General features: G+C 58.2%; 15 protein-coding genes. 4 read left to right on the top strand and 11 right to left on the bottom strand.

The features are described from left to right. Positions 1 to 60: 60 nt before the first annotated feature. The gene (locus AC1DCP_RS14125; protein WP_111788460.1) at positions 61 to 1098 is read left to right on the top strand and encodes an Ldh family oxidoreductase; all 1038 of its coding nucleotides are present in this window, start codon (positions 61 to 63) and stop codon (positions 1096 to 1098) included. Positions 1099 to 1209: 111 nt separating this feature from the next. Here AC1DCP_RS14125 and AC1DCP_RS14120 read toward each other — a convergent pair whose 3' ends face one another. The 3 genes from AC1DCP_RS14120 to ftsZ form a co-directional block, all read right to left on the bottom strand. After that, the gene (locus tag AC1DCP_RS14120; protein WP_013761087.1) at positions 1210 to 2175 is read right to left on the bottom strand and encodes a dihydrodipicolinate synthase family protein; all 966 of its coding nucleotides are present in this window, start codon (positions 2173 to 2175) and stop codon (positions 1210 to 1212) included. Positions 2176 to 2283: 108 nt separating this feature from the next. Further along, a complete protein-coding gene (locus AC1DCP_RS14115) occupies positions 2284 to 2982 on the bottom strand; it encodes a GntR family transcriptional regulator (RefSeq protein WP_004431295.1) in 699 nt (232 codons plus the stop codon). 203 nt (positions 2983 to 3185) lie between these two features. Beyond that, on the bottom strand, positions 3186 to 4148 hold the full coding sequence (ftsZ, locus tag AC1DCP_RS14110; RefSeq protein WP_019566702.1) for a cell division protein FtsZ: 963 nt from the start codon (positions 4146 to 4148) through the stop codon (positions 3186 to 3188). A gap of 378 nt (positions 4149 to 4526) precedes the next feature. On the opposite strand from ftsZ, the gene AC1DCP_RS14105 reads away from it, so the two are divergent. Further along, on the top strand, positions 4527 to 4970 hold the full coding sequence (locus tag AC1DCP_RS14105) for a response regulator (protein WP_149916232.1): 444 nt from the start codon (positions 4527 to 4529) through the stop codon (positions 4968 to 4970). A 442-nt stretch (positions 4971 to 5412) separates the two neighbouring features. On the opposite strand, the gene AC1DCP_RS14100 is transcribed toward AC1DCP_RS14105, so the two are convergent. The 8 genes from AC1DCP_RS14100 to melA (AC1DCP_RS14065) form a co-directional block, all read right to left on the bottom strand. Continuing rightward, positions 5413 to 5559, bottom strand: coding sequence for a DUF1127 domain-containing protein (locus tag AC1DCP_RS14100; RefSeq protein WP_004431290.1), 147 nt, complete (start codon positions 5557 to 5559; stop codon positions 5413 to 5415). A 215-nt stretch (positions 5560 to 5774) separates the two neighbouring features. Beyond that, a complete protein-coding gene (locus tag AC1DCP_RS14095) occupies positions 5775 to 6377 on the bottom strand; it encodes a hypothetical protein (RefSeq protein ID WP_161986935.1) in 603 nt (200 codons plus the stop codon). Between the two features lie 213 nt (positions 6378 to 6590). Then, positions 6591 to 7964, bottom strand: a complete 1374-nt coding sequence (gene melA, locus AC1DCP_RS14090; RefSeq protein WP_013761091.1) for an alpha-glucosidase/alpha-galactosidase — start codon at positions 7962 to 7964, stop codon at positions 6591 to 6593. A 21-nt stretch (positions 7965 to 7985) separates the two neighbouring features. Beyond that, positions 7986 to 9650, bottom strand: coding sequence for an ABC transporter ATP-binding protein (locus AC1DCP_RS14085; protein ID WP_149916231.1), 1665 nt, complete (start codon positions 9648 to 9650; stop codon positions 7986 to 7988). Between the two features lie 12 nt (positions 9651 to 9662). After that, positions 9663 to 10799, bottom strand: coding sequence for an ABC transporter permease (locus tag AC1DCP_RS14080; RefSeq protein WP_149916230.1), 1137 nt, complete (start codon positions 10797 to 10799; stop codon positions 9663 to 9665). 1 nt (position 10800) lies between these two features. After that, entirely contained in the window at positions 10801 to 11808 is a 1008-nt protein-coding gene (locus AC1DCP_RS14075) for an ABC transporter permease (RefSeq protein ID WP_004431273.1), read from the bottom strand. A gap of 87 nt (positions 11809 to 11895) precedes the next feature. Then, a complete protein-coding gene (locus AC1DCP_RS14070) occupies positions 11896 to 13983 on the bottom strand; it encodes an ABC transporter substrate-binding protein (protein WP_476774358.1) in 2088 nt (695 codons plus the stop codon). A gap of 108 nt (positions 13984 to 14091) precedes the next feature. After that, positions 14092 to 15558, bottom strand: coding sequence for an alpha-glucosidase/alpha-galactosidase (melA, locus tag AC1DCP_RS14065; protein ID WP_013761095.1), 1467 nt, complete (start codon positions 15556 to 15558; stop codon positions 14092 to 14094). 197 nt (positions 15559 to 15755) lie between these two features. Between melA (AC1DCP_RS14065) and AC1DCP_RS14060 the strand changes: the two genes are divergently transcribed. Both AC1DCP_RS14060 and AC1DCP_RS14055 read left to right on the top strand, forming a co-directional pair. Further along, entirely contained in the window at positions 15756 to 16649 is an 894-nt protein-coding gene (locus tag AC1DCP_RS14060) for an AraC family transcriptional regulator (protein ID WP_013761096.1), read from the top strand. 73 nt (positions 16650 to 16722) lie between these two features. Continuing rightward, positions 16723 to 17190 (top strand): hypothetical protein, encoded by a 468-nt coding sequence (locus AC1DCP_RS14055; RefSeq protein WP_035200397.1) that lies wholly within the window; start codon positions 16723 to 16725, stop codon positions 17188 to 17190. Positions 17191 to 17192: the final 2 nt, after the last annotated feature.

The following is a 17192-nucleotide window of genomic DNA, read 5'->3' as shown; positions in this document are numbered from 1 at the left end:
GAATGACCGTTGTATACTTTATGTATTCAAAATGTGCGAGCCCAATATCGGAGGATTATGATGAGCGACAACACCACATTGACCATCGACGGGCTTTTTCAGCGGGTCGAAGCTATTTTCCGCAAGGCGGGGCTCAATGCCGTGCAGGCGGGAGCGCTTGCGCGGGTTATTGTTGCCGGTGAGCGTGACGCCTGCAAATCGCACGGTATCTACCGCATCGAAGGCGCCCTGCGCACCGTCAAGGCAGGCAAGGTTAAGCCCGATGCGATGCCGGAGGTGGCCGAAGACGACGGCACAGCGATCGTGAAAGTCAACGCCAATGGCGGTTTTGCCAACCCCGCCTTCGAGCTTGGCCTGCCTGTTCTGGTGGAGCGGGCGAAACGCACCGGCATCGCCGCGCTCGTCATCAATGATTGCACGCATTTCTCGGCGCTCTGGCCGGAAGTCGAGGGGCTGACAGCGAACGGTCTAGCGGGTCTGGTCATGTGCCCGAGCTATTCCACCGTCGCCCCCACTGGCGGAACCAAGCCGCTGCTCGGCACCAACCCCTTCGCCTTCGGCTGGCCCCGTAAGAACACTTCACCCTATGTCTTTGATTTTGCGACATCTGTTGCGGCGCGCGGCGAGATAGAACTGCACCGTCGCGCGGGCAAATCTTTGCCTGAAGGCTGGGCCGTGGATGCCGACGGAAACCCGACGACCGACCCGGAGGCTGCGCTTGCCGGCGCCATGCTTCCGTTCGGCGGCCACAAGGGTTCGGCCATCGGCACCATGATCGAGCTTCTCGCGGGTATCATGATCGGTGACCTGACCAGCCCCGAAGTACTGGAGTATCTCGGCACCACAACGCTTGCGCCCTTCCATGGCGAGCTTATCGTCGCCTTTTCCCCTGAAGCCTTCGCCAAGGGCCGCCCGGGCGATCCTTTCCAGCGGGCGGAAATCCTGTTCGACGCCATTATCGGCCAGGGTGCCCGCCTGCCCTCCGGCCGCCGCTTCACTGCACGCGCCAAATCGGAAAGCGAAGGCATTACCTTGACCGCCGCCGAAATCGCCGGTCTCGACCGGCTGCTGGAACAGGGGATGGACGCCGTCTCCTGACATCAGTCCTTCGTCATGCCGAAGCCAATCAGGCATGACGAAGGATAGCTATCGAACCTCATAAAACGAAAAAAGGCCCGCAAATGCGGGCCTTTCCACTTCAGCAAGTAATCAGGCAGCCTTGCAGGCCTGAACCGCACCCGGAAGCTTGCTCCAGTCGGCGTACCAGCTGTTGAACAGCTTGAACTGCGCCTCGACATAACCGCGCTGGCTGTCGCTAAGGGCATCGGTCTCGTTGAAGTGCAGCGTATATTCCTTGTCGCCCTTCAGCACCATCATGTGCTTGAAGTAGAGAACCAGATCCGGGCCTTCATCGAAGGAGGAGAGGACGGCGAGCGCCTGCTCCAGTTCCAGCGCGCGGGCGCGGGCATCCGCATCGCCCTTGGCGGCGGCCTGCGACAGCTTGCAGAGATGGATGACTTCCTTCGGCAGGACATTGCCGATGCCCGTGATCGCGCCGGTTGCGCCGCAATTGACGAAGCCGTGGACAACGGCAGTATCGACGCCGATCATCAGGGTGACTTCATCATCGCGGCTGGTGATGTTTTCAGCAGCGTAACGCATATCCGCCGGACCACCGAATTCCTTGAAGCCCACGAGGTTCTTGTGTTCCGCACGCAGCGCGAAGAAGAGATCGGCGCGGGTGGCGAAACCATAATAGGGGCTGTTGTAGATGACAGCAGGCGTTTCGGGAGCGGCCGCAAGGATGGCCTTGAAATGCGCCTTCTGGGCAGCGATGACCGAGCCGCGCGAAAGAACACGCGGAATGACCATCAGGCCCTTTGCGCCAACCTTCTGAGCATGGGCGGCGTGCGCAACGGCAGATGCCGTGTTGACCGCGCCGGTGCCGACGATGACCGGAATGCCGGCTTTCACCAGACGTTCCACGCCTTCCATGCGCTGCTCATCGGAAAGAAGCGGCCAGTCGCCCATGGAACCGCAATAAACGACGGCAGACATGCCATCGGCGATCAGCTCTTTGCCCTTGCGGACAAGCGCGTCGAAATCGGGGGTGCGATCATCTTTGCAGGGGGTCATCAAGGCGGGAATCACGCCGGAAAAAATGCTGGCCGTCATTACTAGCTCCTAAGGGACAGTTTTTCGGGAATGGACGCACCTCCGCGCCACCCTTTCAACAAGGACATTACAATCTTGTATTTTATTTGTCGACAAGAAATCGACAAGCTACAGATTTATTTCCAGCCGCTCATTGCGCACCAGTAGTTTCTGCACCTGCTGCACGATCTGTTCGGCATGCTCGCGGGCCAGTTTCTCGGACAGAACGGTGTCGCGCGCGGCGATCGCCGCGATGATCGCATCGTGATCGTCGACGAAACGTTTCGGCAGGCGATCATCATAGGACTGGTAATACAGCCGCAAGATGCGCCGTCCCTCATCCAGCAGACGCTTGAACAGACTGGTGAAATAGGGGTTGCGCCCGGCTTCGGCGATGGAAAGGTGCAGGGCCGCATTGGTGGAAATCATCGCCAGCGCGTCTTGCTCTTCCACCGCAATGGCAAATTCCGCATTATGGGCGCGGATGCCGGCCAGATCTTCCGGACGGTGATATTGGGCAGCAAGCTGGGTCGTCACCCGGTACATCAGCACCAGCGCATCGAAATAGGTATGCATATTGAGGAAATCGATGTTCGACACCATGGTCGAACGGTTCGGCAGCGTATCGATCAGCCCCTCGCCCGAGAGCCGCACCAGCGCTTCGCGAATGGGCGTGCGCGACATCTTGAACCGCTCGGCAAGCTGCACCTCATCGATTGGACTACCCGGCGGCAGAACCAGATCGAGAATCTCGTCGCGCAGCAGATCGTAGACCATCTTCACGCCGGAGCCACGCTTACGCTCGGCAGAAGCAATTATATCCGTCATAACCAAATCCCTCTTGTCGACATAAAGAGTACTATTATATTTTTTCCATATCAACGCCGCGTTGCAGCACCTGCCCTTCGAATGGCGGAATAATTGTTCAAAAACAACAAAAAGCCGTCACGAAAATTACCCGCGACGGCTTCAATAATTCAATTTGTGACATAGCTGCTTTTTTTACAAAGCGCCGCTTCGAGGTCGGGACCTCAGTTACGCAGGCCGGTGGCCACGACGGAAATCTTGAAAGCGCCGTCCAGGGTCGGATCGAAGGATGCGCCCATCACCACATCAGTCTCTTCGCTGACTGCCTCGCGCACAAGCGTCATCGCCTCGTCGATCTCGTAAAGCGTCAGGTCGTTGCCGCCGGAAATCGACACAAGTGCGCCGCGTGCCTCCTTCAGCGACGGTTCGCCGAGCAGCGGGTTGGCGATGGCGGCTGCTGCCGCTTCCGAAGCGCGTTTTGGACCCTTCGCCTGCGCCGTACCCATAAGCGCGCGTCCGCCATTCTTCATGACGTAACGCACATCGGCGAAGTCGAGATTGACCAGGCCTTCGCGCAGGATGAGATCGGTAATGCAGCGCACGCCGAGGGACAGGACCTTGTCCGCCGTCTTCAGGGCACTTTCAAAGGTCGTGCCGGCATCCGCAATACGCAGCAGGTTCTGGTTGGGAATGACGATGACGGTATCGGCGGTATTAAGCAGATTGGCGAAACCATATTCGGCAGCACGCATGCGGCGCGCGCCCTCGAAGCTGAACGGCAGGGTGACGACACCGACGGTCAAGATATTCTTCGCACGGCACGCTTCCGCGATGACGGGCGCAGCACCGGTGCCGGTACCGCCGCCCATACCGGCGGTGATGAAGCACATGTCGTAACCGTTGAGGTGATCCATGATCTCGTCAAGCGAATCGATTGCCGCCTGCCGGCCAACCTCCGGATCAGCCCCGGCACCCAGCCCGCCTGTGAGTTCGGAGCTGAGTTGCACGAGCCTTGGCGCGTTGGTTTTCTTCAGCGCCTGCGCATCCGTATTGGCGGCGATGAAATCAACGCCGCCGATGCCCTCGTCGATCATGTTGTTGATCGCGTTTCCGCCGCCGCCACCGACGCCGATAACAGCGATATTGGGCGTATTGCGGGCGATTGGAGCGCGCGGAGACTGGGTCATCGTCTTATTCTCTTTCTAAACTCATAGGGTCTCGCGCCGTTTTTTAACCGCGGCACGCGAATGATCGGCAACGTTCCTGCGTTTCCTTCCTGGCGCGTGAAGGACGCTGTAACGCTTTGAATTTGCATGCAAGCCTTTGCCCCGCTTGCGGCTAAAGGCTTGTGCTCCAGGGGCGAAAGATGCGCTACGGCGACTGTCTCCGACCCCTTCCCCGGATGAAAACCAAACCGAATCAACTGCTTCGCTATCTAGAGGTGATAGCCGAAAAGCCGGTCCGTTTACACTGGATTCACCATGTTTATCTCACTTTGGAACGAGTTGCTTCGGCAGGTGTTTGCCTTCCGACCGCGCTAAAGCGCATGGAATGGAGGCAGTCATATGTCCGCATACATCCTGCAAAACGAACCGGGTTTCCGCACGGAACAACCGCGTGTGCTGATCGTGGAGGACGAATTTCTCATCGCCATGGATATCGAAGATTCCATTATGCAGGCGGACGAGGAAGCTGACGTCATCGGCATCGCCAACCGGCTGGATCAGGCCGTGGCACTCGGCAGCCGCGCAGATATTGCCTTTGTCGACGTCAATCTCGCCGACGGCCAGACCGGCCCGGAGATCGGGAGGCGGCTTTCGCAGGACCACGGCGTCGTGGTGATCTTCATGACGGCAAATCCGGAAGTGGTGGTCAATCTCGGTATCGGCGCAGGCGTTATCGTAAAACCTGTGCCGCAGGACGCCGTGGAGCAGTGCCTTTCCTACGCACTTGCCAAGCGCGCGGGCACGCGGGCGGTTACGCCCATCGGCATGATGGCTTTCGACTGAACCATTCTCGTGGAGATGAAAAGCGGATTGCCTGAAAACGGCGCCCGGCGCTGAAAACAAAAAAGCCTGCCGCGGGAGGAGGTGCGGCAGGCTTCTTGAAAGATTGAACAGCGATATGGGAGGAGGAAACCGCTGTCCCCGGGGCAATCCTTGGGAGGAGGAGTAGGATCGCCCGCATTACCGAAAGGATGTGGGAGGAGGTACATCCGTTTCGATGATTTGAAGATATCATTTTTTTCTGCATTTCACAGACACAAGCTTGCACCTCAGACATGCATCAAACGCATGGCGATTTTTCCAACCCGAAACATCAATGCAACAGGCTGATTTTTGCCTTTGCACGGCATGCCCCGTGGGAGACACAAGCATCGACGGTTCGCCAAAAACAAAAACGCCCGCGAAGCGGGCGTTTAGTCATTCAAAAGCGGCAATAGCTGCCTGATTACTTGCCGACGGCGGCGCGGGCGACGCTGTTGATCTGGCTACGGTCGATACCGAGATCGTGCAGTTCGCGGCTGCTCATGCGGCCCAGTTCGTTGACGGTCTGACGATACTTGCGCCAGTTATTAAAGCTGCGTGCTACGTTCATGACATTACCCTTTCAAGGTGTTGGCGACGTCAGTAACGTTTCGTTCCGGCGTCCTTTGATGTCCCTTATATGCGCCTTGTCGGGACCAAAGAACAGACAGAATAAGGCAGGCCACCCATGCGCTGTATGCAAGGGTCATCGTCCGAGGGGCGCGGAAAAACAGAAGTATGGCGTAAATTCAGTCATATCGGGGGGCCACTACCGGCACCCCGTCGTCAGAACTTGTAGCGGACGCCAAACACATTGGCATTCGTCGCGCCCTTCATATTGCCCAGCGTCTTGCCGCCGCCGGAACGGTGGTGAAGCCGCCAGAAGAACTCCGTCGAGGATTCTTCGCTGAAGGAAACGTTGATTTCCGGGCCGAGGTAAAACAGGACATTGGCGTTGCCGTTGTCCTTGATTTCTTCTTGCCGCTCCCGCCCCGGCTGCGCATCCGAGACGAGGCTCAGACCCGCCGTGAAACTCGGCGAAACGAACAACCGTTCCCCGAGCCTGATCTTGTCATATCGCGCGACCGGCCCCGCCCAGACTTCACCAGTGAAACCCTTGCCAAACCTGACGGCAACGCCGATTTCACCGCCCAGCTTCACATTGCCGATGCGATAGGGATAGAACTGATAACCGCCACCCAGAATGGCGTTTTTCTCATAGTCGACCGGAATGAGTGCTGCGCTTTTCAGCATGTCTTCCGTGGTGAGGGCGCCGCCAAAACCGAATATCGCTTCGCTTGTCTCCGAGCCCATGTCCTCCGAAGAAAGAGACGGTGTCGCGACCAGGGCAATCATGGCTGCCAGTGACAGACTTGGTGCGATATTCATTTTGCTACTCCTGAACATGGCCGCTTTTATCCGCCCTCATAAGGGTATTCACGTAAGGCGAACATACCCTTACCGAACACAATTAATTTAACACATTCGGAAATGGGCGGGAAAAGCCGTCCATCGTTGCTGTCGTGGGGGCATAGGTGAAACCGAAAAAGGCCGTGGATGAATCCCACGGCCTTTTGCATTCAGCGGTTCGGCGAAGCGAGCTTACACCGCGCGAGCGCGCTTCACCTCCACCTGCGTCCATTCCGGCAACCAGTCCCGGTGCGCGACAAGCAGATCATCCACAAGCGACCAGATCTGGTCGAGATCGAGTTCCGCTGCCGTATGCGGGTCCATCATCGCCGCGTGGAAGATATGCTCGCGGTTTTCGCTCATCAGCGCCCGCACCGTCAGCTCCTGCACATTGATGTTTGTGCGCATCAGCGCGGTCAGCTGCGGCGGCAATTCTCCGATGAAGGTTGGTTGCACGCCGTTATGGTCAACAAGGCAAGGCACTTCCGCAGCGCAATCTGATGGTAGCGAGGTGATGCAGCCATTATTGCGCTGGTTGCCGTAGATGACAGACGGTTCGCCGGTCCAGACCGAGTTGATGATGGAGGAGGCATATTCCTTGGATTGCTTGACCTCGATCTTCTCGGCTGAGCGATAGGCCGCCGCCTGCCCCTTCCAGCGCTCGATCTGCTCGATGCAGCGCTTGGGATATTCATCGAGCGGAATACCGAATTTCTCGATCAGATCCTCGCGCCCCTCCTTGATGAAATAGGGTGTGTATTCGGCGAAATGCTCGGAGCTTTCGGTGACGAAGTAGCCGAGACGCGTCAGCATCTCGTACCGCACCTTGTTGGGGCAGCGCGGGTTCCAGCCGGGCTTCGGCGCACGGCCTTCGCGATAGCCGCGCACGAGATCGGGATAGAGGTTCTTGTAGCTGCCATCAGGCTGGCGGTGCTCGAATTCCAGGAAAAACGCCATGTGGTTGATGCCGGCCGAACGATAGCGGATTTCCTCATAGGGAATATCGAGGTCATGGGCGAGTTCCATCGCCGTGCCCTGCACCGAATGGCAAAGGCCGACCTGCCGGATGGTCGGATATTTCTCCGCAATCGCCCAGGTGTTGATCGCCATCGGGTTGACATATTGCAGCATGATCGCATTGGGGCAGACGGCGAGCATATCCTCGCAAATCTTCCACAGATGCGGCACGGTGCGCAGGCCCCGCATGATGCCGCCGACACCAAGCGTATCTGCAATGGTCTGACGCAGGCCATATTTGCGCGGCACCTCGAAATCGGTGACTGTGCAGGGTTCGTATCCGCCGATCTGGAAGGCGACGACGACGAAATCGGCACCGGCGAGCGCCTTTTTCTGGTCTGTAAAAGTCTCGGCTTTCGCCTTTGCCCCGAGCGTCGAAATCAGCTTGTTGACGACGATGGCGCTTTCTTCCAGCCTTTCCCGGTTGATGTCCATCAGCGCGATCGTTGCGCCTGAAAGGGCCGGACGTTGCAGCACGTCGCCGATGATGTTCTTCATGAACACCGTGGAACCTGCGCCGATAAATGTGATCTTGGGATCTCGTGCCATATTTGCCTCCGGCATCTTGAACTATGCGATTTCAAAGGCGGCCCGGACGAGCCGCTGGGTGTATTCGGTTTTCGGGCGGTTCAGCACCTCCTCGACGGGGCCTTCCTCCACGATCCTGCCGCGCTGCATGACGATGACGCGGTGGCAGAGAGCGCGAACGACCTTCAGGTCGTGCGAGATGAACAGGTAACTCAAGCCGCGCTCGTCCTGCAGCTTGCGAAGCAGGTCTATGATCTGCGCCTGAACGGAAAGGTCGAGCGCCGAGGTTGGTTCATCGAGCAGGATGAATTCCGGCTCCAGCGCGACTGCACGCGCAATGGCGATGCGCTGGCGCTGGCCGCCGGAGAACTCGTGCGGGAAACGCGAGAGGATGTTGCCGGGCATGCCTGCCGCCTCCAGCGCGTCGCGCACCCGCTCCAGCCTTTCGGCCTTGGTTTTACCAAGCCCGTTGATAACCAGCCCTTCCTCGATGATCTGGCCGATGGTCATGCGTGGATTGAGCGAGGCGAACGGGTCCTGAAAGACGACCTGCATGCGTGAGCGCAGAGGCCGCATTTGAGACCGGGAGCGGCCGTCGACCCTCTCGCCATCGAAAATCACCTCTCCGGCCACCGGCTCGTTCAGCCGCAACAGGGATTGGCCAAAGGTCGTTTTGCCAGACCCGGATTCGCCGACAATTCCCAGCGTTTCATGGCGCTTGAGGGCTAGACCAAGATCGTCGACGGCAACAAGTTCCCTCAATTCCGGCTTGAACAGGCCACCGTAGCGCATCATGAACGACACCCGCACGCCATTCGCCGTCAGCAGCACACCGGAATTTTCCGGCAATGGTTTGGCGGTGCCATGCGGCTCGGAAGCAAGCAGCTTTCGGGTATAGGGGTGCTTCGGCGCTGCAAACAGCCGCTCAGTGGTGTTGTGCTCACGCATCTCGCCATGCTGCATGACGTAGACGTAATCGGAAAACTGCTTCACGATCGTCAGGTCATGGGTGATGAGCACCACGGCCATGCCGCGCTTCTTCTGCAGATCGCGTATGAGGTTGAGGATCTGCGCCTGTACTGTCACATCCAGTGCTGTGGTGGGTTCGTCGGCGATCAGAACATCCGGATCGTTGGAGAGCGCCATGGCGATCATGACACGCTGTCGTTGACCGCCGGAAAGCTGGTGCGGATATTGCTTCAGCCGCGCCTCGGGTTCCGGAATCTGCACCTGCCGCAAAAGATCGAGCGCCCTCGCCTCGGCCTGCTTCTTGCTCAGCTTCGAGTGGACGCGGATCGCCTCGACGATCTGACTGCCGATCGTATAGATCGGGTTCAGCGAACTCATCGGCTCCTGAAAGATCATCGAGATACGATTGCCGCGCAACGCCCGCCGCTGGCGGCTTGAAAATTTCAGGATGTCGTCGCCGTTGAAGCGAACGGTCGCGGTTTTCGAAACCGAGGCCCGCTTCGTCAAAAGCCCCATGATGGTGCGGGCGGTCACCGATTTTCCCGAACCGGATTCGCCAACGATGGCGATCGTCTCCCCCCGGTAAAGCTGGAAGGAAATGTCCTTCACTGCCTCCACCGTGCCGTGCTCAACCTTGAAAGTCACGGCAATATTGCGTGCATCGATGATGGCCTGGTCGTTTCGATTATCAGCATCGAAGCGGATGGCAGGGGCGTAGGTGTTCTGTGCAGCAACCATGTTACGCTCCTCTCAATAGGGATCGACAGCATCGCGAAGGCCATCGCCCAGCGCGTTGAAGGCAAAAACGGTGACCAGCACAAAGCCGACCGGCGCAAGGATCCATGGATAGGAACCAATGACAGAATAGGTGGCCGTATCCTGAAGCATCAGCCCCCAGGAGATCAGCGGCGGCTTGACCGCGAAACCGAGAAAGCCAAGGAAGGATTCGAGCAGCACGACGCTTGGAATATGCAGCGTGACGGCAACGATCACATGGCTCATCACATTCGGCAGGATGTGCTGGAAGATAATGCGCCGGTCGGTGGCGCCGACGGCAATCGCGGCGCGGACATAGTCGATACGCGCCAGCGCCAGCGTCTTGCCGCGCACCTCGCGAGACATCTGCGCCCAGCCGAGCGCTGACATGACGCCGACCACGAAGAGGAGGAAAACAGTCGTCGGGGCAGTGACCGGGATAAGCGACGTCAAGGCGAGATAGAGCGGCAATTGTGGAAAGGCCAGAACCACTTCCACGAAACGCTGCACCCAGGCATCCAGCGGCCCGCCGAAATATCCTGAGATCAACCCGACGCTGGTGCCGATGACGGTAACGATGGTGACGACACTGAGCGCGATGGCAAGCGAGATGCGCGATCCATAAATGGCGCGTGACAGCACATCGCGTCCGAACTTGTCGGTTCCGAGAAAATGCACCGGCTGCCCGTCCGTGGTGCCGAAGAAGTGCCGGTTTGCCGGGATGAGGCCGAGCAGTCGATATTCCGCGCCTTTCACGAAAAAGCCGAGATAAAGCGGATTGTCGTAATCCGGGCCGACGATAGGCTGGAAGGTCACCGGATCGAGCTCGTCCGTTTCAGCGGTAGCATAGACCCGAGGGAACAGGCTGATATTGCCGTCCTTGTCGGAGAACCGCACCACCTGCGGCGGGGAGAAACTGTCATTGGTTTCGAGCGGGTTCATCGGCGCGAAGAAATCGGCGAAGACTGAGATCGTGATCAACAGCACCACCAGCACCAGCCCCACCATGCCGGTGAAAGAGCGTCTGAGGCGCCGCCACACCAGAGCGAGATAGGTCTCGTTACCCTGAACAACCCGCTCGGGCTTGGGTGCGGCAGCCGATTCATTCTTGAGTTCGTCAACGGCCACCATCTCAAGCCCTCCCGAATTCGCGCACACGCGGGTCGAGCATGGCGAGCAGCATGTCGGCGATGATGTTGCCGATGATGAGCGTGGCGGCCAGCACCATCATGAAGGTTGCGGTGACATAGACATCGCCGACCGCCATGGACCCGACGATGGCGGGACCGACGGTCGGCAGCGCAAAGATGATCGCAGTTTCGATTTCGCCGCTCAGCATGTAGGGCAGCACGACGCCCTGATACATAATGAGCGGATGCACGGCGTTCGGCACGGCGTGGCGCATGATGACCGCGCCTTCCGAAAGGCCCTTGGCGCGCGCCGTCTCCACATATTGGGCGTTCAGCGTATCCAGCAGATTGCCGCGCATCACCCGCATATTATAGGCAAGTCCACCGAAAACGGCGATGGCAACCACCGGCCAGACATGGCTGACGAGATCGACGAACTTCCCCCATGACCATGGCGCACCGCCATATTGCGGCGAAAAGAAGCTGCCGATTTCCGACACGTCGAAATGAAACACCATCAGGTAGACGAGGATCAGCGCCATCAGGAAGCGCGGAATGGTCATGCCGAGGAAGGCGACGGTCGAAAGCAGATTATCGATCCAGGAATATTGTCTGGTGGCAGCCCAGATACCGAAACCGATGCCGAGAAGCGATGAAAGAATGTGGCAGACAAGGGCGAGTGCGATGGTGCGCGGCAGGCGTTCGCCGACCACATCGGCAACCGGCTTGTTGTAATAGAAGCTGTAGCCGAAATCGCCGCGTGTGATGATGCCGCCGATCCAGTTGAAATATTGCACGACGATCGGCTTATCGAGACCGTGTTCGATGCGGTAGGCCTGCGCCTGCGCTTCCGCCTGTTCGAAGGACGCACCGCCCTGGTTCATCAATTGCGAGCGGATGTAGTCAGCATAGTCGCCGGGTGGCGCCTGAATGATGGCGAATGTCACCACGCTCAGGATAAGCAGCACCGGAATGGCGGAGCCTATGCGTATTGTCAGGAATCTCAGCATCGAACGGGTATCCTCCGCTTGGCTAGTCCGTGTGTCTCCGGCCGCGCTTCACGCGCGACCGGTACCGGGTTTTCTCCGGGAGGAGTTCTAGTTGATCGGGCCGCCCTCACCCGGCTTGCCGGGAAGCTGCTCGGGGAAAAGCTCGTATTTGCCCTGCTTGTCGGCCGCGACCCAAAGGCGTTCGCGGATGATGGCGTCTTCAGCCCAGTTGAACATGAAGATCGGCGTGCCCTGCGGCACATTCGAGAACCGCTTGTTCACGATGAGCGCGCCGGGATATTCGGTAAGCCCGATCGTGTAGAGGTTCTGCGTGTAGACCTTCTGATATTGCTTCATCAGTTCCGCCCGCTCGGCATTGTCCTGCGAGGAGATGAATTTGCGCACGATATCGGCCATCTCCTTTTCGAACGGCATCAGATCCAGTTCCTTGCCTTCAGGTGCGCGATGGTTCCAGCTGGTGCGCGGGCCAACGGGTGCCAACTGCTCGGTATTCTGCACCACGGACGAAAGCTCGGTGGAGTTGCGGCGCACCAGCCAGTCGAACTGACCGCCATAATGGGCCGCATCGCGCTGGTTGGAATCAAGGCTGTTGATGACGAGGCGAAGGCCAAGTTTCGCCATTTGCCCGACAAGGCCTTCCGCAATGCTCTTGTCCGTTGTGTAGCCGTTATTGACCAGAAGAATGATCTCAACGTTTCGTCCGCCCAGTGTCTCCTTCGGGAAGTTCAAGAAGCCGTCGCCGTCGGTGTCCTTCAGGCCAATTGATGCAAGGGCGGCTTTCGCTTCCTTAAGGTTGAAGGGGTAATAGACCGTTGAATTGCGATCGTAAAAACCGGTGCCCGAGGAAATGCCACCCGGATAGATCGCCGTGAACGGGCCCTTGACGAGCGAGTCGCCGATTGCCTTGCGGTCGAGGGCCGAGGTCACCGCCTGACGGAACACCTCGTTGCGGTTCAGCTCGCGAATGGCCTGCCCGCGCTCGTCCGGATTGCCCCAGCCATTGGCGGAAAAGTTCATCTGCAGATTATAGCCGATCAGGCGCGGCCCGAAGGCAAGGCGAGCCGGCGCATTCGGGTCAGCTGCGCGTTTCAGCGAAGCGACAAAATTTTCCGGCTGCTCGAGATTGGAGAAATCGCCCGATCCCGCCACAGCCTGCACATCGCGATCGGCCCAGGTGGAGAGCTTGTAATGAAGCTCGTTGAGATAAGGCAGCTGCTGGCCCTTCTCGTCGACCTTCCAGTAGTATGGGTTGCGCCTGAGCACGATGATGTCGTCGGGGCGATATTCCACCGGCACCCAACCACCCATGACAGGGATGTTCATATATTCCGGCGGAAAGGCGTTCTTGAACTGGTTATAGGTGTTCTTGGAATATTTCGGGTGCTGTGGTTTCAGAATATGCGCCGGTCCGGGGCAGAAGCTCGGATAAGCCATGGTATAGAGATATTGCTTCGGGAAAGCGGTCTTGAAAGTCCACTCCACCGTATAGTCATCGATCTTTTTGAGCGTGGTGCCTTCGCCGAAGGCTTCAGGCGACGCGCCGCCGCCGAGCGGCGACACGTTGGGATCGAGAACCGCGTCTTCCCAGTAGAACATGACGTCATCGGCGTTGAACGGCACACCGTCAGACCATTTGGCACCCTTGACCAGATGCATCGTCAGCTTGTGGCCATCCTGCGACCATTCCCAGCCTTTGGCGAGATTGGGCAGCGGTTCGGTGTCCTTGGCATTCACCTGAAACAGCGGCGCTGTGCGCGTCAGGCATTCGGAAAGCGCAATATCGATGCCGCCCCAGCCCTGGCTCTGGCCGGCAATGTAGTTCCAGCCTTCGGGCCGTCCGCCGATCACATGGCGCATCGTATCGCCATAAACGCCGATGCCATCCACCATGTTACCGGTCTTGTAGACCAGCGGCTCCTCAGGCAAGCGTTCCTTCAAGGGCGGCAGCTTGCCTGTCTTCTCGAATTTTTCGGTGATCCAGTCCGGCTCGCTGTAGCTCGGCAGGGCCTTGAATTCGAGGATCGAGTCGCGCGCCACATAATCGATCTTGCCTTCCGCCGGAAACTGCGGCGGCTCCGGCGGCGTGGTGGTTTCGAAGGCGTTCGCACTGAGTGCGATCATCGAAACACCAAGACCCAATGCCGAGATGATACCGATCTTGCGTTGAAGTTGCATCGTCATTCCTCCCAAATGGCAGCTCTTCGACCGCCCACCCTCTGTTGTCGCGATAGCCACGGCGGCGAACTCCCTTTTCACCACCGGCCTGTTCCCATGCCTATTCCTTCAAACGGCCTTTTTCAGCGCCGATTTCTCGGCCCGTAGTTCCTCGATTGAGCGCACATTGCGGCGCGCCGCACCCGCCCAGTCGCGGGTCTTGACGGTGGATTTCGCAAGCCGCTCCTTGGCATCAGGCACGGCATCCGCATATTGCGGCAGCCAGCGCGCCTGTGCGACAACCATCTCGTCCACCATCTGCCAGACCTCCTCCGGAGTGGCGACGGCGCCGACTAGCGGGTCATGCAGCACGGCAAGCTTCAGAAGATCGATATCGCCGCTGACCGCCGCATGTACCGACATGCGCTGCACGTTGATAGACGCCATGCAGGTCGCCGCGCAGGCTTCCGGCAGCGTGATACCCGAGACCATGTTGATGCCGAAACGATCCACGAAACCGGGCGACTCAATGATCGCATCAGAAGGAAGGTTGGTTATGACGCCATTGTTCTTGACGTTGAAGTGGCCGCGATAGACACGCCCGGTTTCAAGCGCTTCGAGAATGTGGCTCGCATGTTCGTTGGAGCGCTTCTCCGGTTCGATGGGCTTGGCGGCTGACGCCAGGAACTGCGGGAATTCCGTTTCGAACCAGTTCCGCGTCTCGGTGGAGTGGCGCAGATAACCGCCGGTTTCGCCGTGAATCCAGTCCGACATATCGATCCAGCGGGCGATTTCATCCGGGCGCTTGCGGTACCACGGCAGATATTCGGACAGATGGCCGTTGCTCTCCGTCGAATAGACACCGAAGCGCTTAAGCACGTCGATGCGCAGCTTTTCCTGCTGTGAGAAAACCGGATGCGCCTCGAAAGCGGCGACCAGCTCTTCTTTGCCGATCTTGCGGCCATTAAGCCTTAGATCGATGAACCATGTCTGGTGGTTGATGCCCGAGCAGATGTAATCAAGTTCGGACGGGGATTTTGCGCCGAGAATTTCAGCGATCTGCTCCGCACCGTGCTGCACACCGTGGCAAAGACCGACCGTATCCACCTTGCCGTATTCGATGGCTGCCCATGTATTCATGGCCATGGGGTTGGCGTAATTCAGGAACTTGGCACCGGGTGCGGCGACCTCGCGGATATCCTTGCAGAAATCCAGAATGACCGGAATGTTACGCTGGCCGTAGAGAATGCCGCCGGCGCAGATGGTGTCACCGACGCACTGGTCGATCCCGTATTTCAGCGGAATACGGATGTCGTCCGCATAGGCTTCCAGACCGCCGACCCGCACACAGCTTATGATGTATTTCGCACCCTCAAGCGCGCGACGGCGGTCGGTATGCGCTGTCACTTTCACCGGAAAACCGTTGGCCTCCACGACCTTGTCGAGGATCGCCCTGATCATATCCAGATTGTGCTGGCTGATATCCGTCAGCGCGACCTCGATGTCGCGAAACTCCGGCACGCACAAAAGATCGGTGAACAGTTTTTTCGTGAATCCGACGCTTCCGGCGCCGATTATAGCGATTTTGAAACTCATAACGCCACCTCTGTTGCAAATCGAACGGGTGAAACGGGCCAAACGATCATAATAAGGCGATGCGAGAATATACCTGTAAGAACCCCGGAAAACCGGCACTCCTGAAAAATTCTCCGCAACAATATCGCGCTGGCTGTCTCCTCGGTTCGGGATTATGCGTATAATGACGAGCGGAACCAGAGAAGGATTATGCTTTCATGGGTAATTTTGTGCTGCGCGATTTGATCGATCAGGGGCCGGGGATGCGGACCGTCTCGCTGCCCCGCGGCCGCCAGACCCTGCACACAATGCCCACCAGCAGCGGCTATGAAATCCGCAGCAGTGGCAATTATGACTGGGACGGACGAAAGCGCGGACAGACACCATTCACTGTGCTGCAATATTGCATTGGCGGACAGGGAAACCTTCGTTACGAGAACCGTCATTACGTGGTGAAGCCGGGCGAAACCCTCCTGTTGCTCATCCCGCACAATCATCGCTACTGGCTGGAAGCGGGAAAGCAATGGGAGTTCTTCTGGATCTCCATGAATGGCGAAGAGGCCTTGCGCATTCACCGCAATATTCTTGCCGTCACTGGGCCGATCCTCAAGCTGCAACAGGAAACCGTCGATCATCTCGCCCATTGTTGCTCGCGCCTCGTCAACGGCGCGGAAACACCAGGGGCGGCCTCCGCCGTCGCCTATGAGGCGGCGATGACGCTTTATGACGACGTGTTCGGCTCGCATCCCTCCTTTGGCGGTGAATATCGCACCATGCAGCAGGTGCTGAGCTATATAGACGGGCATCTCGGAGAGCGTCTTTCCGTCAGCGATCTTGCCGCCGTCGCCGGCCTCAGCCGTGCGCATTTTTCCCGCATCTTCACGGCAAGCGAAGGCCTGCCACCGGCCGAATTTGTATTGCAGCGACGGTTGAGGCGGGCAGCGAAGCTTCTCACCACAGCCGAAAACATCCCCATCAAGGAGGTATCCGTGCTATGCGGCTTCGAAGACCCGAACTATTTCTCGAAGGTCTTTCGCAGGCTATATGGCATCAATCCAAGCGAATTCCGCACCACCGGCATGTATGCTAGCGTTCAGCAGAGCAGATCGTAAAAAACAACTTCGTTTTGCCACGTTTCAGGCGATTAAGAATTGGCGATACAGCCCCTTTTGGAGACCGAATGAGGTGAACAACAAGATCAGGAAGATCCTCATCTTTCCGCTTCGGGCAATCATCGTGTTTGCCCTGATCCTCGACGGCATTTTTCGCCCGCTTTATCGGCCGATCATCAAGGCGATATCCAGACTGACATTCATCAGGAAACTGGAAAGCCGAATTGGCGGATTGCCGCGTCTTGCCATTCTTCTTTTGCTGGCGGTGCCATTTGCCATCGCCGAACCGATGAAAATCATCGGCCTGCTCCTCATCGCGCACGGCACCGTCAAAACGGGAATTGCGCTGACGATCCTCGCTCACCTCGCCACATTCCTGATTGTCGAGCGCATTTACCACGCCGGTCGGGAGAAGCTCCTCACCTACGCCTGGTTCGCATGGATCATGCGATATGTGCGGTTTGCCCGTTCGTTTTACGATCGCTTCAAGCGCGCGACACTGGGCTGGATCCGGCTGAGCGTTCTGGCGCGTCAAAGATAAAA

Source organism: Agrobacterium sp. 10T429 (assembly GCF_056393925.1).
Note: the sequence above shows the minus strand (reverse complement) of the source record. Positions and strands in the feature narration are given on the sequence as shown.